We start from the raw sequence: 14452 nt of genomic DNA, 5'->3' as shown, positions 1-14452 counted from the left end.
GTCACACAGGCGCCAGTTCCGCGTTCAGCGCCATCACCGCGCGCTCGCGTTTGTACGGCTCCAGCCGCTTGCGCAGGTCCGCCACGTACGACCGGGATCGCGCCGACTGCAGCTCCCCCGCCAGCGCCAGCGCCTGGGCGGCCGTCGTACAGGCCTCCTCCAGCTCGCCGCACTGTAATAACCCGGCCGCCAGCAGCGACAGGTTGAACATGCGGCCCCGGACGTAGCGGTGGTCCATGTCGAGGGAGCGCCTGGCCTGCCGGACGACCCGCTCCCCCTCCCCCAGGTCGCGGAAGCAGTGCGCGAACTTGGCCGACAGGTACGCCTCGTCGAAGTAGCTCAGCCACGCCGGTTCCGCGCCGGGCTCGCGTGCGTCGAAGGCCAGCTCGGCCTGGTGCAGCGAGGTGCCGCAGGAGCGCGCGTCGCCGAGACCGGCGTGCGCGTGTGCCTCCAGGACGTGGCTGGACGCCAGCAGGGTCGGGACGTTCGCCCGTTCGGCCGAGAGCGCGGCGGCTCTGGCCAGGTCGAGGGCGTGGGCCGGCTGACCCATGTAGATCGCCTGGTGCGCCATGCCCGCGAGGATCTCGGCGCCCAGCGCGTGGTTGTCGGCCCCCCTGGCCAGGCGCAGTGCCTGGATGAGGTAGCGCTGGGCGAGCCCGTGCTGCTCCAGGTCGTAGGCCATCCAGCCGGCCAGCCGGGTGAGCTCGGCGGCCGCCGCCGCCAGTTGCCGCCCGGCGGCCGCGCCGTACGTGCCGTCCTTGAGCAGCGGTGAGACGGCCGTGTCGAGGTACTTGACCACGAACGAGCGGACGCGCCCGCTGCCGAACCGGTTGTCGAGCTCGCCGAACGCGCGGGTGACCTCGTGGATGGCGGTGATGTCCGCCTTGCCCACGCGGCGGCTGCCCGCGCCGCCGACCCGCCCTTCCGCCGGGGACGTCAGCCAGCGCACGGCCCCGACGGACCCTGCCCCTATCGCGAACGTCGAGTCGACGAGGAACTTCCGTCTTTCCACGTCCGCCCGCCACAGCGCCGTCACGGTCGAGACCCCCTCCTGCCACGTGTGCGTGAACACCTGCCCGAGATCGAGAGGTGTCGTGATGGCCGGCATGCCCAGGTCGTCAGTGGTGATCGGCCTGCCCAGCCGGAGAGCGAAGATCTCGGTGAGGAGGCACGGCACCGGATCCCGCGGCCGCTGACCACCGATCCAGCGCAGCACGGAGCTGTGGTCGTACTTGAGGCCGGGGGTGCCTCGCGCGGCTCCCAGATCGACGAGGCGCCTGGCCAGCCCCTTGTGCGAGAAGGCCGCCTCCGCGATGAGCTGCTGTAGCAGCCGGTTGGGCTGGCGTTCCATCGCTCACCTCGCCACAGGTGTCGGCGCCCACTGTCCTTACAGAGAGCTTCTGTCATACCACTAAGAGTAACCTAGCGGTGACCGTTCCATGACGGTCCCTTGACGAGGGAGCGAAGATGTCAGAGGCGGGCGACCCCGTCGGCGCGGGCCTGGGCGACCACGGCGGCGACCACCGCGGGGGCGACCCGCTTGTCGAACGGGCTGGGGATGACGTAGTCGGCCGCGAGGTCGTCGCCCACGACGCCGGCGAGCGCGTCGGCCGCCGCCACCTTCATGTTCTCGGTGATCGTGGTGGCCCTGACGTCGAGCGCGCCGCGGAACACGCCGGGGAAGGCCAGCACGTTGTTGATCTGGTTGGGGAAGTCGGAGCGGCCGGTGGCGACCACCCTGGCGTGCCGGGCGGCCACCGACGGGAGCACCTCGGGCGTCGGGTTGGACAGCGCGAACACGATCGAGTCGGGGGCCATCGACGCGATGGCGGCCTCGGAGACGGTCGAGCCCGACAGGCCCACGAACACGTTGGCGCCCGCCAGCGCCTCCTCGGTGGAGCCGGTGTGGTGGGCGCGGTTGGTGTCGCGCGCCAGGGCCTCCTTGACGGGGTTCAGGCCCTCCCTGCCGGAGTAGATCATGCCCTTGGAGTCGGAGACGGCGATGTCGCCGATGCCCGCTTCCAGCAGGATCCTGGTGACGGCCACGCCCGACGCGCCGGCTCCGGCGACGACGGCGCGCAGGTCGCCGAGCCGCCGGCCGGTCAGGCGGGCCGCGTTCTGCAGCGCGGCGAGCACCACGATGGCGGTGCCGTGCTGGTCGTCGTGGAAGACGGGGATGTCGAGCAGGGCGCGCAGCCGGTCTTCGACCTCGAAGCAGCGGGGCGCGCTGATGTCCTCCAGGTTGATGCCGCCGAAGGAGGGCGCGAGCCGCACCACGGTCTCGACGAGCTCGTCGACGTCCGTGCAGTCGAGGCAGATCGGGACGGCGTCGACGTTGCCGAACTCCTTGAACAGCAGCGCCTTGCCCTCCATGACCGGCATGGCGGCCGACGGGCCGATGTCGCCCAGGCCGAGCACGGCGGTGCCGTCGGAGACGACGGCGACCACGTTGGAGATCCAGGTGTAGTCGTCGGCCAGGGCCGGATTCTCGGCGATGGCGGTGCAGACGCGGGCGACGCCGGGCGTGTAGGCGAGCGACAGATCGTCGGCGTCGCGCACCGGAATGGTGGAGCGGATCTCGAGCTTGCCGCCGCGGTGCAGCGCGAACGCGGGATCGGCGTCGAGGGAGGAAGAATCGGGTGTGGTAGCCACAGAGACCCCAGTATTCGTCGGACGGAAGACCTTCGGCAGACGGGCGCGGGAGGCCTGGCTTCGGTAGCCGCCAGGTTCCCCTCGACGATCGTCTCGTGAGGGGGTACGGGGGTCACCCGTTGCTCCATATTGTCACATGCTGAGATGGCGATGGTGTCGGAGACGACGCCGTTCCGTTGACGCATTGTTAATTGTCAAATGACAGAGCGCCTCGAACGGCCATCTAAACTTCACAAAACCCGTCTTTCGTGGCAAAGCACTTCGAGGAGGCCGCACATGGCCCTCAGTCCTACGAGCCGCCGTGGCTACGTCGCCTGCGCGCTCGCACTGACCGCCGCTCTCGCGCTGAGTGCGTGCGGTAGCGGAGGTGGAGGCTCGACCTCAGCCTCCACCAACACCGCAGGTGGTGTGAAGCTGGTGCATCCCGGCAAGCTCACGGTCTGCACGAACATCCCGTACGAGCCGTTCCAGTTCAAGGACGCGAGCGGCAAGATCGTCGGCTTCGACGTCGACATCGTCGACCTGGCAGCCAAGAAGCTGGGGGTCACGCAGGACATCGTCGACATCGACTTCGCGGTGATCAAGAGTGGTGCCGCCATGGCCGCCGGCAAGTGCGACGTGGCCGCCGCCGGCATGACGATCACTCCGGAGCGCAAGCAGAACATCGACTTCTCCGAGCCGTACTTCGACGCCACGCAGGCACTGCTGGCCAAGAAGGGCACGGGCGCCAAGTCGCTGGAGGACGTCAAGGCGAAGAGCCTCAAGCTTGGCGCGCAGGCCAGCACCACCGGCCTCGAATACGTCAAGAAGCAGGGCCTCAACCCGACCGAGTACGCCGACTCGGCCAAGGAGCTCCTGGCTCTCCAGGCCGGGCAGGCGGACGTGATCGTCCAGGACCTGCCCGTGGTGCTCACCTGGCTGAAGAAGCCCGACATCGCAGCCAAGTTCGAGATGATCGCCAGCCTCAACACGGGCGAGCAGTACGGCGTCGGCCTGAAGAAGGGCTCCGACCCGACCCTGCTCAAGACGATCAACGACTCGATCACCCAGGCCAAGTCCGACGGCACCTACGAGAAGATCTACGTGAAGTGGTTCGGCAAGAAGCCTGGCGAGCTGGGCTGATCCATGGCCGACCAGCCCACGACCGCTGAGTCGGGCCACGCCCGGCTCAGCCCGCGCAAGAAACAGCAGATCAGCCGCGGCGTCCAGTACGGCGTCCTGGTCGTGCTCCTCGTCGCGCTCGTCCTGTACGCGGACTGGGGCAGCCTGGCGCAGAACTTCGCCAAGCCCGACGTGGCCGACAAGGCGCTGCCCGACCTGTTCACGATCGCGTTGAAGAACACGATCATCTACACGGTCGGCGGCTTCGTCTTCGCCTTCGTCCTGGGGCTGTTGCTCGCGCTCATGCGCATCTCGCAGGTGCGTCCCTACCGCTGGATCTCGGTCGTCTACATCGAGATCTTCCGCGGGCTCCCAGCGCTGCTGATCTTCCTGATGATCACGTTCCTGCCGCTGGCGCTGCCCGGGTTCCAGGTGCCCGGCGGCACCTACGGCCAGGGCATCCTGGGGCTCGGCCTGGTGGGCGCGGCGTACCAGGCCGAGGTGTTCCGCGCGGGCCTTCAGGCCGTGCCGAAGGGCCAGACGGAGGCGGCCAGGTCGCTCGGCATGTCGGCGGGCCGGGCACAGCTCACGGTGGTGATCCCGCAGGCCATCCGGATCGTGATCCCGCCGACCACGAACCAGTTCGTCGGCCTGCTGAAGGACTCGTCGCTGGTGCTGTTCCTCGGCGTGTCGGGCGAGTACGTGGAGCTGGCCAAGTTCGGCAACGACCTGGCCTCCCAGTACGCCAACGCCACACCCATCATGGTTGCGGGCATCACGTACCTGATCGTCACCATCCCGCTGGGCTACCTTGCGACCCGGCTGGAGAAGCGTAAGGGGATGGGCCGATGACGCACGCCATCGAGATCAGGGACCTGCACAAGTACTTCGGCGCGAACGAGGTGCTCAAGGGGATCGACGTCACGGTCGAGCCGGGCCAGGTGGTCTGCGTGATCGGGCCGTCCGGGTCCGGCAAGTCCACGCTGCTGCGCTGCGTGAACCTGCTCGAGCAGCCGACCAAGGGCAGCGTGTCCGTCCAGGGCGTCGAGGTCAGCCACCCCGACGCGGACATCGACGCCGTCAGGCGCCGCATCGGCATGGTGTTCCAGCAGTTCAACCTGTTCCCGCACATGACGGCCCTGCAGAACGTCATGATCGCCCAGCGCCGGGTGCTGAAGCGCGGCAAGCGGGAGGCCGAGGTCGTCGCCAGGGAGAACCTGGAGAAGGTCGGCGTGGGCGCCAAGTGCGACGCCTTCCCCGGCCAGCTGTCCGGCGGGCAGCAGCAGCGGGTCGCCATCGCCAGGGCGCTGGCCATGAACCCCGACCTGATGCTGTTCGACGAGCCGACCTCGGCGCTCGACCCGGAGCTGGTCGGCGACGTCCTCACCGTCATGCGCAAGCTGGCGGAGGAGGGGATGACCATGCTGGTGGTCACGCACGAGATGGGCTTCGCGCGTGAGGTGGCCGACCGGGTGGTGTTCATGGACGGCGGCGTCATCGTCGAGGACGGCCCGCCCGCCCAGGTGATCGGCGATCCTCAGCACGAGAGGACCCGCTCGTTCCTCAGGCGGGTCCTGCATCCGGAGGAGTGACCGGCCGTCCGTCCGACGCGCGACGGCGGGGGTACCCGGGTTCCGGGTGCCCCCGCCGTCGCGCGTCAGCCCGTCCCGCCGTCGCACGTCAGCCGTCCCGCCGTCGCGTGTAAGCCCGTCCCCCGGCGCGTGTAATACTCCTGCATGGACTTGACCTCTTACGCGGAGTGGGCCGTCCGCCTGGTCAACGACCCCGACCCGCCGCCCGGGCTCCGCGGGCTCCGTGAGGAACTGATCGCCGTGTTCGCCTCGGCCGACGAGGACACGCTGGTGGCCAGGCTGAACGCGCTGCTCGTGCGCTACCCGGTACGTCCGCAGCTCTCGGGGCACGACGGTCAGCGCTGGCACCTGCACCTGGCCGAGGACTCCGCCGCCTGCGCCGTCATGGGCCTGGCCGCGGTGGTCGCCGAGCTGGGCGCCGACCGGCTCGGACGCTGCCAGGACGCCCGCTGCTCGCGCGCCTTCCTGGACACCTCCTCCAACCGCTCCCGCCGCTACTGTTCGGCGCGCTGCGCCAGCCGGGCCAACGTCGCCGCCTACCGGGCCAGGCGGAGCAACGGCCAGTAGCGCAGCACCACCCGCCCGACGATGTCCTGGACCGGGCCGAAGTCCCAGCTGTCGCGCCGGCCGCTGGCCCGTTGGTTGTCACTCTCCAGCCACCAGCCCTCCTTGCTGTGCCACTGCGCCCGTTTCACGATGAGCCGGTCGGGATCGTCCGGGAGCCTGGCGACGACGAGGTCTCCCGGGTGGACGGTGGCGCCTCTCCTGACGAAGAGCCAGTCACCGGGAACCAGCGCGGGAAGCATCGAGTCGCCCTCGACACGCACTCTCATGGGCTGTGACCCCCTCCTCCGCAGGCGTTTGGACACGAGTAAGGTCGGATGTGGACCAAGCTGATTCGGCATCAAGGAAGGACTTTCTGATGCTCGCACGACTGCTACGACCCAAGCATGTCGCTTCCGCCCACTGCGACCTGCCCTGTGGGGTTTACGACCCCGCCCAGGCCCGCATCGAGGCGGAGTCGGTCAAGGCGATCATGGAGAAGTACGCGGCCAACGAGGACCCTGTCTTCCGTGCCCGTGCGGTCACGATCAAGGAGGAGCGCGCCGAGCTCGTCAAGCACCACCTGTGGGTGTTGTGGACCGACTACTTCAAGCCGCCGCACCTCGAGCAGTACCCCCAGCTCCACCAGCTCTTCTGGGACGCCACGAAGCTGGCCGGCGCCGCCGGTGCCAAGGGCACGGTCGACGTCGCCAAGGCGGAGGACCTCCTGGGCAAGATCGACGAAATCGCCAAGATTTTCTGGGAGACCAAGGCCGCCTAAAACGGCACATTAGGCTCTGTGCGGTGGGAATCCGCGCAGAGCCTTTTCCGTTGATGGCGAGTCTGAATCAGCCAACCACCTCCCAGGGGCGGTAAGTTGCAGTCAGCGTCGTGTATGCGAGGAGGAACGTGACCGAGGACACCGAGACGCGTACGGAAGGCGGGTCTGGCATCCGCGACATGGTGAGCATCAGGCTCCCGGCCGCGAGCGCCTACCTGTCCGTACTGCGTACGGCTACCGCCGGGCTGGCCGCGCGGCTTGACTTCACGCTGGACGAGATCGAGGATCTGCGGATCGCGGTCGACGAGGCGTGCGCCATGCTGCTGAGCGAAGCGGTGCCGGGCACCGATCTGACCGCCGAGTTCGAGCTGACCGGGCATGAGATGCAGGTCAGGGTCGAGGTGGCGACAGTCGGCAGCTCCGCGCCGAAGCGCGACGACTTCGCCTGGATGGTGCTGACCGCGCTGGCCGACGACGTCGACGCGGTAACCGACTCCCCCGACCGCATGGCGATCGTCCTGCGTAAGCGCCGAGGCGCGGCGAGGCCGGCGTGACGGAAAGGACTGGAGCCATGGCCACCAGCGAACACGCCGTGCCCGACAGGGTGCGCGCCCGCATGCTCTTCGCCGAGCTGGCCGAGCTGGGTCCGGGGGAGCCGCGCCGCCAGCGCATCAGGGATGAGCTGGTGGAGCTGCACCTTCCCCTGGTCGAGTACCTGGCCCGTCGCTTCCGCAATCGGGGCGAGTGGCTCGACGACCTCACCCAGGTCGCCACCATCGGTCTGATCAAGTCGATCGACCGCTTCGATCTCAACCGGGGCGTGGAGTTCTCCACCTATGCCACCCCGACCATCGTGGGCGAGATCAAGCGGCACTTCCGCGACAAGGGCTGGGCGGTGCGCGTGCCGCGCCGCCTGCAGGAGCTCAAGCTCTCGCTGACCAAGGCGATCAGCGAGCTGTCGCAGCGTGAGGGGCGCGCGCCGACCGTCGCCGAGCTGGCCGCGTACCTGAAGATGACCGAGGAAGAGGTGCTGGAGGGCCTGGAGTCGGCCAACGCCTACTCGACGGTCTCGCTCGACGCGCCCGACTCCGGCGACGACGACGCGCCGGCGGTCTCCGACTCGCTGGGCATCGTCGACGAGTCGCTGGAGGGAGTCGAGTACCGCGAGTCGCTCAAGCCGCTGCTCGAGCGCCTGCCGCCGCGGGAGAAGCGCATCCTGCTGCTGCGGTTCTTCGGCAACATGACCCAGTCGCAGATCGCCACCGAGCTGGGCATCTCGCAGATGCACGTCTCGCGGCTGCTGGCCCGCACGCTGGCCCAGCTGCGCGAGGGCCTGACGGCGGAAGACTAGTCGTCGCCGTAGAGGGCGGTGGTGGTGGGAGGCGCGAGGAGCGTGCCGAGCCCGACGAGGGCGACCACGATCAGCGGGATCCCGATGAGCGGCTTGTCCGACTGGATGAGCGTGATCGCCACCGGGATCATGAAGATCTGGGCCAGCACGCCCGGCGACCGCCCCCACCGCTCCACCCGGAACAGCCCGCCTCCGGCGACCCAGAGCAGCCCGGCCCCGATCAGCACCCCGAACCCGGCTTCGGCGAGCGCGCTGGTGAGACTCTCGGGCTTGCCGAGCAGGGTCTCCACCGCCACGTAGAGGCCCAGACCGAGCGCCACCAGCCCTTCCAGGGCGACGACGGCAGCGGCGATGATCAGAGTAAGCGGACGGTTTGCCACACCGGGAACCCTATCCGGCCAGGCACCCGCCCTCCGCAAGGACACCGTCCGGCCCCGCACCGACTCGAATGGGAAAGCCTGCCCTCCGACGTTTCACGACGCCCCCACCCCCCGCTCCGGATGGTCTCCTGGCGGATACTCTGGCTTTATGCGCGCGATGCTCCTGGTCAATCCCAAGGCCACGACCACGAACGCCCGCACGCGTGACGTGCTGATCCGGGCGCTCGGCGCCGCCGTCGAGTTGACCGTGGAGGAGACCGGGTACCGGGGGCACGCGGCGTCGCTCGCCGGCACCGCGCGGGCCAAGGGTTACGACATGGTGGCCGTGCTCGGCGGCGACGGAACGATCAACGAGACGGTCAACGGGCTGCTCACCGCCGTCGGCGACGAGGGCGACGACGAGAACCCCAGCGCCCATCGTCCCTTGTTGGCGGTCATTCCCGGCGGCAGCGCGAACGTGTTCGCACGGGCCCTCGGCCTGCCGAACGATCCCGTCGAGGCGACGGGGGCGGTGCTGGAGGCGTTGCGCGACGGGCGGCGCAGAACCGTGGGCCTGGGGCAGGCGCTCTGGGAGGGCCAGAGCCGGTACTTCACCTTCTGCTCGGGGATGGGGTACGACGCCGAGGTCGTCCGGGCCGTGGAGGGGTTGCGCGGGACGGGGCGGAAGGCCACTCCCGCCCGCTACGTGAACACCGCGCTGCGGCACTATCTCGCCACCGACAAGCAGCAGCCGGCCATGACGCTGACCGGGCCGGGCATCCCCACGGTCGAGGGGGTCTTCATGGCGATCATCTCCAACACCTCACCCTGGACGTACGTCGGCGCCCGGCCCGTCACACCCACGCCGTGGGCGAGTTTCGAGACCGGGCTCGACCTGTTGGGGCTCAGGCGCATGGGGCTGGTCTCGCTGACGTCCCTGATCCGGCAGATTCTCACGGAGAGTGACAGTCTTCCGGCCGGTCGGCACCTGGTGCAGCTGCATGACGAGGCCGAGTTCACCCTCTCCGCCGACCGGCCGTTGGCCTTCCAGCTGGACGGGGACTACCTGGGAGAACGCGAATACGTGACATTTCGCTCTACACCGAACGCGTTACAAGTTCTGGTCTAGCCGGTTACATTCGGTCATTGTGTGACGCATCCGACATCTATCTAGGCCAAAACTTCGGGCCAACCCTCTTGCGTGCACTCTCCGTGGCTGAAAAGCTCAGACTGACGTCGGAACGTAGGACCTTTAACCAAACCCCAAGGTCGTTTCGGCGCTCAGCGGACAACCCCGGTCCCACAAAGGATCCGGGGAATTGTCTGGCTGAGCTAGTGAAAGACTTCACAAAGCAGTAGCCGCACGGAGCCCACCTACGGCTCCATCTACTAAGGAGTGGACGCATGGACTGGCGCCACCGAGCTGCCTGCCGTGACGTGGACCCCGAGCTGTTCTTCCCGATCGGCAACACCGGCCCCGCTCTCCTGCAGATCGAGGAGGCCAAGCAGGTCTGCCGGTCTTGCCCGGCCGTCGAGGCGTGCCTGAAGTGGGCGCTGGAGTCCGGACAGGACGCCGGTGTCTGGGGCGGCCTCAGCGAGGACGAGCGTCGCGCGCTCAAGCGCCGCACGGCTCGCGCTCGCGCCCGCGCCACCGCCTGACCCCTTCCCGAGCGAGCCGACCAACCTGGTGTGACCGCGCTTCCGCCAGGACCGCGCCGCGTCCTTACGGGACGCGGCGTTCAGGCTGACGGAAGCGGGATCGAGAGTGTGGCCTCGGTTCCCCCACCCGCCCGCGGTTCGATGGACAGCTTGCCGGAGAGTTCCCCCTCCACCAGGGTGCGCACGATCTGCAGGCCGAGGTTGGTGGAGCTGTCGAGCTCGAAGTCGTCGGGCAGGCCCTGACCGTCGTCCCAGACGATCACGCGCAGCCGGTCGCTCTCAGGGTGCACCACCACCTGGATCCGCTTGGGACGTCCGTGCTGGAGGGCGTTCTGCAGCAGCTCGGTGAGGGCCATCGCGAGCGGCGTGGCGATCAGCGAGGGCAGCACCCCGAACGCGCCCACCCGGCGCGGCGTGACGGCCGCCTCGGGCGCCGACACCTCCCCGGCCATCGCGATCACGCGGTCGGCGATGTCGTCGAAGTCCACGAATTCCTCCGGCGTGTGGGAGAGCGTCTCGTGCACGATCGCGATCGAGCCGACCCGCCGTACCGCCTCCTCCAGCGCCTCACGCCCCTCGGGGACGCGCAGCCGCCGCGCCTGCAACCGCAGCAGCGCCGCCACGGTCTGCAGGTTGTTCTTGACCCGGTGGTGGATCTCGCGGATCGTGGCGTCCTTGGTCATCAGCTCGCGCTCGCGCCGCCGCAGCTCGGTCACGTCGCGGATGAGCACCAGCGCGCCGATGCGCCCGCCACCGACGATCAGCGGGATGGCGCGGAGCTGGACGATCGTGCCGCCCGACTCGACCTCGGTCTCCTTGGCCGCGCGCCCGCTCGCGACGATCATCAGGTCTTCGTTGATCGGCTCGTCGGAGTAGCAGAGGTTCGCCGTCACCCGCCCGAGCTCGGCGCCGACCAGGTCGGCGTGCAGGCCGAGCCGGCGGTAGGCCGACAGCGCGTTCGGCGAGGCGTAGGTCACCCGGCCCGCCCTGTCGAGCCTGAGCAGGCCGTCGCCGACGCGCGGCGAGCGAACCAGGATCGGCTCCTCGCCGGAGAACGGGAAGCGCCCCTCCGCCACCATCTGGGCCAGGTCGGAGGCGCTCTGCAGATAGGTCAGCTCCAGGCGCGACGGGGTGCGGGCCGACGACAGGTTGGTGGAGCGCTGGATCACGCCGATCAGGCGGCCCTCGCCGCTGGCGATCGCGCGCCGCACCGGGATGGTCTCCTCGCGGACGGGCACGCCGCTGGACCAGTCGGGGTCGCCCTCCCGGCAGATGCGCCGCTCGTCCCAGGCCGTGTCGATCAGCTGGCGCTCGCCCTTGGCCGCGACGGTGCCGACGACGTCGTCGTGGTAGACGGTGGGGCCGGTGGTGGGACGCATCTGCGCGATCGCGATCCAGCCGCCCTCGTCCAGCAGGGGCGCCCACAGGACGAGGTCGGCGAACGACAGGTCGGCCAGCAGCTGCCAGTCGGAGACCAGCGAGTGCAGCCAGTCGAGGTCCGCCGCGTCGAGCGCGGTGTGACGGACGACGAGGTCGCTGAGAGTCGGCACGAGTGCATCATGCGTGCTTTCTGCCGCGAGAACCAAACCGGCCCCCCGCTGAGGACCCGATGGCGGGACTTCTGGCGCGGCTGCGTGCGCTCAACGGGCCTTTTTCGGGAATCTCACAAGGTGAGAAGCATCACAGAGGAGATGATCGACACGTTTCTCGAGACCGGCGGGCAAGCGGCACGGCCCTCGATTGCCGCCGCGCTCTCCGCTGTGTATATCCTTCGCAATCAGCCTGAGCTACCTGGAATCGTACGTGCCAGGGCGAGTGGGACAGCCGTGACGGGCCGCGCACTCGATCTGGAAACGGACGGCCCTCCCCCCGTGCGGTCCTGCCCGCGGTTGACCGCTCGGGCCAACCTGAGTTCCGATGATCTCGCGGTGACCAGACACGCCCTCACCGCCGTGGCAGAAGTGAAGGTGAGAGCGTGACAGACGACGGCCCGCGCGTACCGAAGTACTACGACGTGAAACGGAGCCTGCTCGAGCTCACGAAGACGCTGTCTCCGGGCACCGCGCTGCCGCCCGAGCGGACCCTCGCCGTCCGGTTCGAGACCTCGCGCACCACGGTCCGGCAGGCGCTGACGGAACTGGTCGTCGAGGGCAGGCTGCTGCGCATCCAGGGCAAGGGGACGTTCGTCGCCCAGCCCAAGGTGGCGCAGGTCCTCCAGCTCACGTCGTACATCGGCGACCTGCGCACGGCGGGCCTGGAACCCGACACCAAGATCCTCGAGATCGGCTACGTCACCGCCGACGAGGCGCTCGCGCGGCGGCTGGCCATCAACCCGGGCGGGCGCGTGCTGCGCATCCACCGCCTGCGGCTGGCCAATGGCGAGCCCGTCTCGATCGACACGACCCACCTGTCGGCCCGCCGCTTCCCGAGGCTGCGCCGCGAGCTGGAGGTGCACTCCTCGCTGTACGAGACGCTGCACAACGCCTACAACGTGCGGCTCACCGACGCCGAGGAGATCATCGAGACGGTGCTGGCCACGCCGTACGACGCGAAGGCGCTGGGCGTGGACGTGGGCCTGCCCATGCTCCTGCTCACCCGCCATGCCTTCGACGCCGACGGCAACCCGGTGGAGTGGGCGCAGTCGCTGTACCGCGGCGACCGCTACAAGTTCGTCACCCGCCTGCGCCGTCCGTGAACCACCCGTGAACCGCCTGCGAACGGCTCCGGCAGGCGGCCTCCGGTAGGGCGCAGATCTTCACGGTCATCTTCTCGGCCTGGGCGATCAGGCCGCGGAAGCGGTCGATCGGCAGGCTCTTCGACGGCCAGGCGCTCTCCTCCACGATGTAGAGCGCGGCGCCGCTCCGTGTCGCCACCGCCTGCTCGCCGCTCTCGAAGAAGCGGCTCCCCGCCCGCAGCCCCTCGTCTCCGACGTCGAGGGGCCTGGTGAACCACCGGTAGTCGTCGCGGCCGCTCCCGACGTCCGCACATCTCCTCAGGTCGGCGCGCAGGCCGCGCAGGGCCTTCTTCGCGTGGGCGGTGTCCTTGTAGAGGACGATCTGTTCGGACTTCCACCGGTCCTCGACGCTGTAGGAGGCCGTCCTGGCCTCCAGGCGGCCGCTGTCGGCGCGGAGGCGGCGGAAGCAGGGGTTCAGCGCCAGCGGCACCGTCCTGGACTCGCTCACCTGGTAGGTCTCCCCCGGCTTCGCCGGCGGGTGGGACTCCAGGAACAGCATGCCCTGAGGAATCCCGCCCGTCAGGCTCGTCCCTGCCAGTACCGCCGCGACGGCCACACCTAATGGCAACATCTCTCACTCTCCCCGTTCTCATCCCATGAGATGCAAGACACCCCCAACTCGTTCGCCTATTTCGGGACTTATGAGCAAGGCAGGGTGATGATGCAGGCATGGCAAAGGCCCTCGAACAACCCGTCCCCGGCATCACCGTCGGCCATGCGCTGCTCGCCCGCGCCAACGGCGCGGCCCAGCCGGTGGACAGGATCGTGCACGACGGCGACACGATCAACATCGCGGCCGACGGCAACTTCGGCGTCCGCCTGCTCGGCGTGGACGCCCCCGAGGTCAGCTTCGAGCTGCCCCGCAACCCGAACTTCCCCGACTTCCCCAAGGGCTTCGTCGACATCGGCGACCCCGCCTGGACGACCTTCCTCACCGACCCGTTCGCCAAGGGCTACCAGGACCTCGAGCTGCGCTCCGCCCTGCGCGCCCACCTGCTGACCAGGCTGGGCCCGCAGACGGCCGCCAACCACGCCGCACACGCGGCCCCCGCCACCCGCGCGCTCAAGGAGATGATCAGGCTCGACATCACCGAGCAGGGCCTCGACGAGACCACCTTCAAGATCAGGTTGGCCTTCGCGCACGAGATCCTCGACAGGTACGGCAGGCTGCTCTGCTACGTCAACCGCGACCAGAAGCAGCCGCCGCGCCCGCCCGCCTACAACGAACGGTTGCTGGCGGCCGGGCACGTCGTCCCGTACTTCATCTGGCCCAACGTAGACCCGTTCGTCCGCCAGAAGGACCGGGTGGCCGACGCGGTGCCCGCGCCGGGCGACGTCAGGGCCCTCGCCGAGTCCGGCGCGCTGGGCAGGGCCAGGCTGGCGGTGCGGCAGGCCCGTGACGCCGGGCTCGGCCTCTGGGACCACGCGGGGCCGCTCATGCTGCTCCCGTTCGAGCTGCGCTTCCTCGCCCAGCGCCGGGCCCCGGACCGCTACCTGATCGACCTGTCGGACAACGCCAGGGAGCTGCTGCACCCGCAGAGCTACTTCCGCGTCCCCAACCCGGAGGACCGCCTGTTCGTCAACGCCGAACACGCTCCGCTCTTCGGCGCGAAAGGCTGGTCGGTACCGTCACTCTGACGGTGGGGTTAGCCCCACCGTCACCTCGCCCACCAGGCCCCT

17 protein-coding genes are annotated in these 14452 nt (G+C 69.2%); 11 read left to right on the top strand and 6 right to left on the bottom strand.

What is annotated here, in order from left to right:
* Position 1: 1 nt before the first annotated feature.
* Together ABT294_RS22895 and ABT294_RS22890 are read right to left on the bottom strand one after the other, a co-directional pair.
* Positions 2–1351, bottom strand: coding sequence for an NsdA family TPR-like regulatory protein (locus tag ABT294_RS22895; protein ID WP_350808261.1), 1350 nt, complete (start codon positions 1349–1351; stop codon positions 2–4).
* A 119-nt stretch (positions 1352–1470) separates the two neighbouring features.
* Positions 1471–2652 carry an NAD(P)-dependent malic enzyme gene (locus tag ABT294_RS22890; protein ID WP_350808260.1) on the bottom strand — a complete coding sequence of 394 codons (1182 nt, stop codon included), beginning with the start codon at positions 2650–2652 and terminating at the stop codon, positions 1471–1473.
* A 408-nt stretch (positions 2653–3060) separates the two neighbouring features.
* On the opposite strand from ABT294_RS22890, the gene ABT294_RS22885 reads away from it, so the two are divergent.
* The 4 genes from ABT294_RS22885 to ABT294_RS22870 all read left to right on the top strand — a co-directional run bounded on the left by ABT294_RS22885 (position 3061) and on the right by ABT294_RS22870 (position 5912).
* Positions 3061–3774, top strand: coding sequence for an ABC transporter substrate-binding protein (locus ABT294_RS22885; RefSeq protein ID WP_350808259.1), 714 nt, complete (start codon positions 3061–3063; stop codon positions 3772–3774).
* Between the two features lie 3 nt (positions 3775–3777).
* Positions 3778–4605 carry an amino acid ABC transporter permease gene (locus tag ABT294_RS22880; RefSeq protein WP_350808258.1) on the top strand — a complete coding sequence of 276 codons (828 nt, stop codon included), beginning with the start codon at positions 3778–3780 and terminating at the stop codon, positions 4603–4605.
* Complete coding sequence (locus ABT294_RS22875) at positions 4602–5345, top strand: amino acid ABC transporter ATP-binding protein (RefSeq protein ID WP_350808257.1); 744 nt, start codon at positions 4602–4604, stop codon at positions 5343–5345. The genes ABT294_RS22880 and ABT294_RS22875 overlap by 4 nt, the downstream gene beginning before the upstream one ends.
* 144 nt (positions 5346–5489) lie before the next feature.
* Entirely contained in the window at positions 5490–5912 is a 423-nt protein-coding gene (locus ABT294_RS22870) for a CGNR zinc finger domain-containing protein (protein ID WP_350808256.1), read from the top strand.
* Here the strand turns inward: ABT294_RS22870 and ABT294_RS22865 are convergent.
* Positions 5882–6250 (bottom strand): S24 family peptidase, encoded by a 369-nt coding sequence (locus tag ABT294_RS22865; protein WP_350808255.1) that lies wholly within the window; start codon positions 6248–6250, stop codon positions 5882–5884. The genes ABT294_RS22870 and ABT294_RS22865 overlap by 31 nt on opposite strands.
* Before the next feature lie 17 nt (positions 6251–6267).
* On the opposite strand from ABT294_RS22865, the gene sodN reads away from it, so the two are divergent.
* From sodN to ABT294_RS22850, 3 genes are all read left to right on the top strand, one after another.
* Positions 6268–6669 (top strand): superoxide dismutase, Ni, encoded by a 402-nt coding sequence (gene sodN, locus ABT294_RS22860; RefSeq protein ID WP_350808254.1) that lies wholly within the window; start codon positions 6268–6270, stop codon positions 6667–6669.
* A 128-nt stretch (positions 6670–6797) separates the two neighbouring features.
* The gene (locus ABT294_RS22855) at positions 6798–7223 is read left to right on the top strand and encodes an ATP-binding protein (protein ID WP_350808253.1); all 426 of its coding nucleotides are present in this window, start codon (positions 6798–6800) and stop codon (positions 7221–7223) included.
* Positions 7220–8020, top strand: a complete 801-nt coding sequence (locus ABT294_RS22850; RefSeq protein WP_350808252.1) for an RNA polymerase sigma factor SigF — start codon at positions 7220–7222, stop codon at positions 8018–8020. The genes ABT294_RS22855 and ABT294_RS22850 overlap by 4 nt, the downstream gene beginning before the upstream one ends.
* Here ABT294_RS22850 and ABT294_RS22845 read toward each other — a convergent pair.
* Positions 8017–8400: a hypothetical protein gene (locus ABT294_RS22845; protein WP_350808251.1), complete on the bottom strand. Its 384-nt coding sequence runs from the start codon at positions 8398–8400 to the stop codon at positions 8017–8019. The two genes, ABT294_RS22850 and ABT294_RS22845, sit on opposite strands and share 4 nt — an antisense overlap.
* A 148-nt stretch (positions 8401–8548) precedes the next feature.
* Here ABT294_RS22845 and ABT294_RS22840 point away from each other — a divergent pair, with 148 nt between their 5' ends.
* Entirely contained in the window at positions 8549–9508 is a 960-nt protein-coding gene (locus ABT294_RS22840; RefSeq protein WP_350808250.1) for a diacylglycerol/lipid kinase family protein, read from the top strand.
* 275 nt (positions 9509–9783) lie between these two features.
* The gene (locus ABT294_RS22835; RefSeq protein ID WP_350808249.1) at positions 9784–10038 is read left to right on the top strand and encodes a WhiB family transcriptional regulator; all 255 of its coding nucleotides are present in this window, start codon (positions 9784–9786) and stop codon (positions 10036–10038) included.
* Positions 10039–10118: 80 nt separating this feature from the next.
* On the opposite strand, the gene ABT294_RS22830 is transcribed toward ABT294_RS22835, so the two are convergent.
* Complete coding sequence (locus ABT294_RS22830) at positions 10119–11588, bottom strand: histidine kinase N-terminal domain-containing protein (RefSeq protein ID WP_350808248.1); 1470 nt, start codon at positions 11586–11588, stop codon at positions 10119–10121.
* 425 nt (positions 11589–12013) lie between these two features.
* Between ABT294_RS22830 and ABT294_RS22825 the strand changes: the two genes are divergently transcribed.
* Positions 12014–12733 carry a GntR family transcriptional regulator gene (locus tag ABT294_RS22825; protein ID WP_350808247.1) on the top strand — a complete coding sequence of 240 codons (720 nt, stop codon included), beginning with the start codon at positions 12014–12016 and terminating at the stop codon, positions 12731–12733.
* Here ABT294_RS22825 and ABT294_RS22820 read toward each other — a convergent pair.
* Positions 12711–13343: a hypothetical protein gene (locus ABT294_RS22820; protein ID WP_350808246.1), complete on the bottom strand. Its 633-nt coding sequence runs from the start codon at positions 13341–13343 to the stop codon at positions 12711–12713. The genes ABT294_RS22825 and ABT294_RS22820 overlap by 23 nt on opposite strands.
* 98 nt (positions 13344–13441) lie before the next feature.
* Between ABT294_RS22820 and ABT294_RS22815 the strand changes: the two genes are divergently transcribed.
* Complete coding sequence (locus ABT294_RS22815) at positions 13442–14410, top strand: thermonuclease family protein (RefSeq protein WP_350808245.1); 969 nt, start codon at positions 13442–13444, stop codon at positions 14408–14410.
* The last annotated feature ends 42 nt before the right edge of the window (positions 14411–14452 follow it).

Origin of the sequence: Nonomuraea sp. NPDC000554, from assembly GCF_040300065.1 — a bacterium.
In the GTDB taxonomy this organism is placed as follows: Bacteria; Actinomycetota; Actinomycetes; order Streptosporangiales; family Streptosporangiaceae; genus Nonomuraea.
The sequence above is the reverse complement of the archived record's forward strand: the minus strand, read 5'-3'. Positions and strand labels throughout refer to the sequence as shown.

Bases quoted from the DNA above. Each gene is read 5' to 3' on its own strand.
- ABT294_RS22875 (WP_350808257.1), top strand. From the start codon at position 4,602: ATGACGCACGCCATCGAGATCAGGGACCTGCACAAGTACTTCGGCGCG.
- ABT294_RS22895 (WP_350808261.1), bottom strand. From the start codon at position 1,351: ATGGAACGCCAGCCCAACCGGCTGCTACAGCAGCTCATCGCGGAGGCG.
- ABT294_RS22865 (WP_350808255.1), bottom strand. From the start codon at position 6,250: ATGCCGAATCAGCTTGGTCCACATCCGACCTTACTCGTGTCCAAACGC.
- ABT294_RS22840 (WP_350808250.1), top strand. From the start codon at position 8,549: ATGCGCGCGATGCTCCTGGTCAATCCCAAGGCCACGACCACGAACGCC.
- sodN (WP_350808254.1), top strand. From the start codon at position 6,268: ATGCTCGCACGACTGCTACGACCCAAGCATGTCGCTTCCGCCCACTGC.
- ABT294_RS22835 (WP_350808249.1), top strand. From the start codon at position 9,784: ATGGACTGGCGCCACCGAGCTGCCTGCCGTGACGTGGACCCCGAGCTG.
- ABT294_RS22815 (WP_350808245.1), top strand. From the start codon at position 13,442: ATGGCAAAGGCCCTCGAACAACCCGTCCCCGGCATCACCGTCGGCCAT.
- ABT294_RS22880 (WP_350808258.1), top strand. From the start codon at position 3,778: ATGGCCGACCAGCCCACGACCGCTGAGTCGGGCCACGCCCGGCTCAGC.
- ABT294_RS22820 (WP_350808246.1), bottom strand. From the start codon at position 13,343: ATGTTGCCATTAGGTGTGGCCGTCGCGGCGGTACTGGCAGGGACGAGC.
- ABT294_RS22870 (WP_350808256.1), top strand. From the start codon at position 5,490: ATGGACTTGACCTCTTACGCGGAGTGGGCCGTCCGCCTGGTCAACGAC.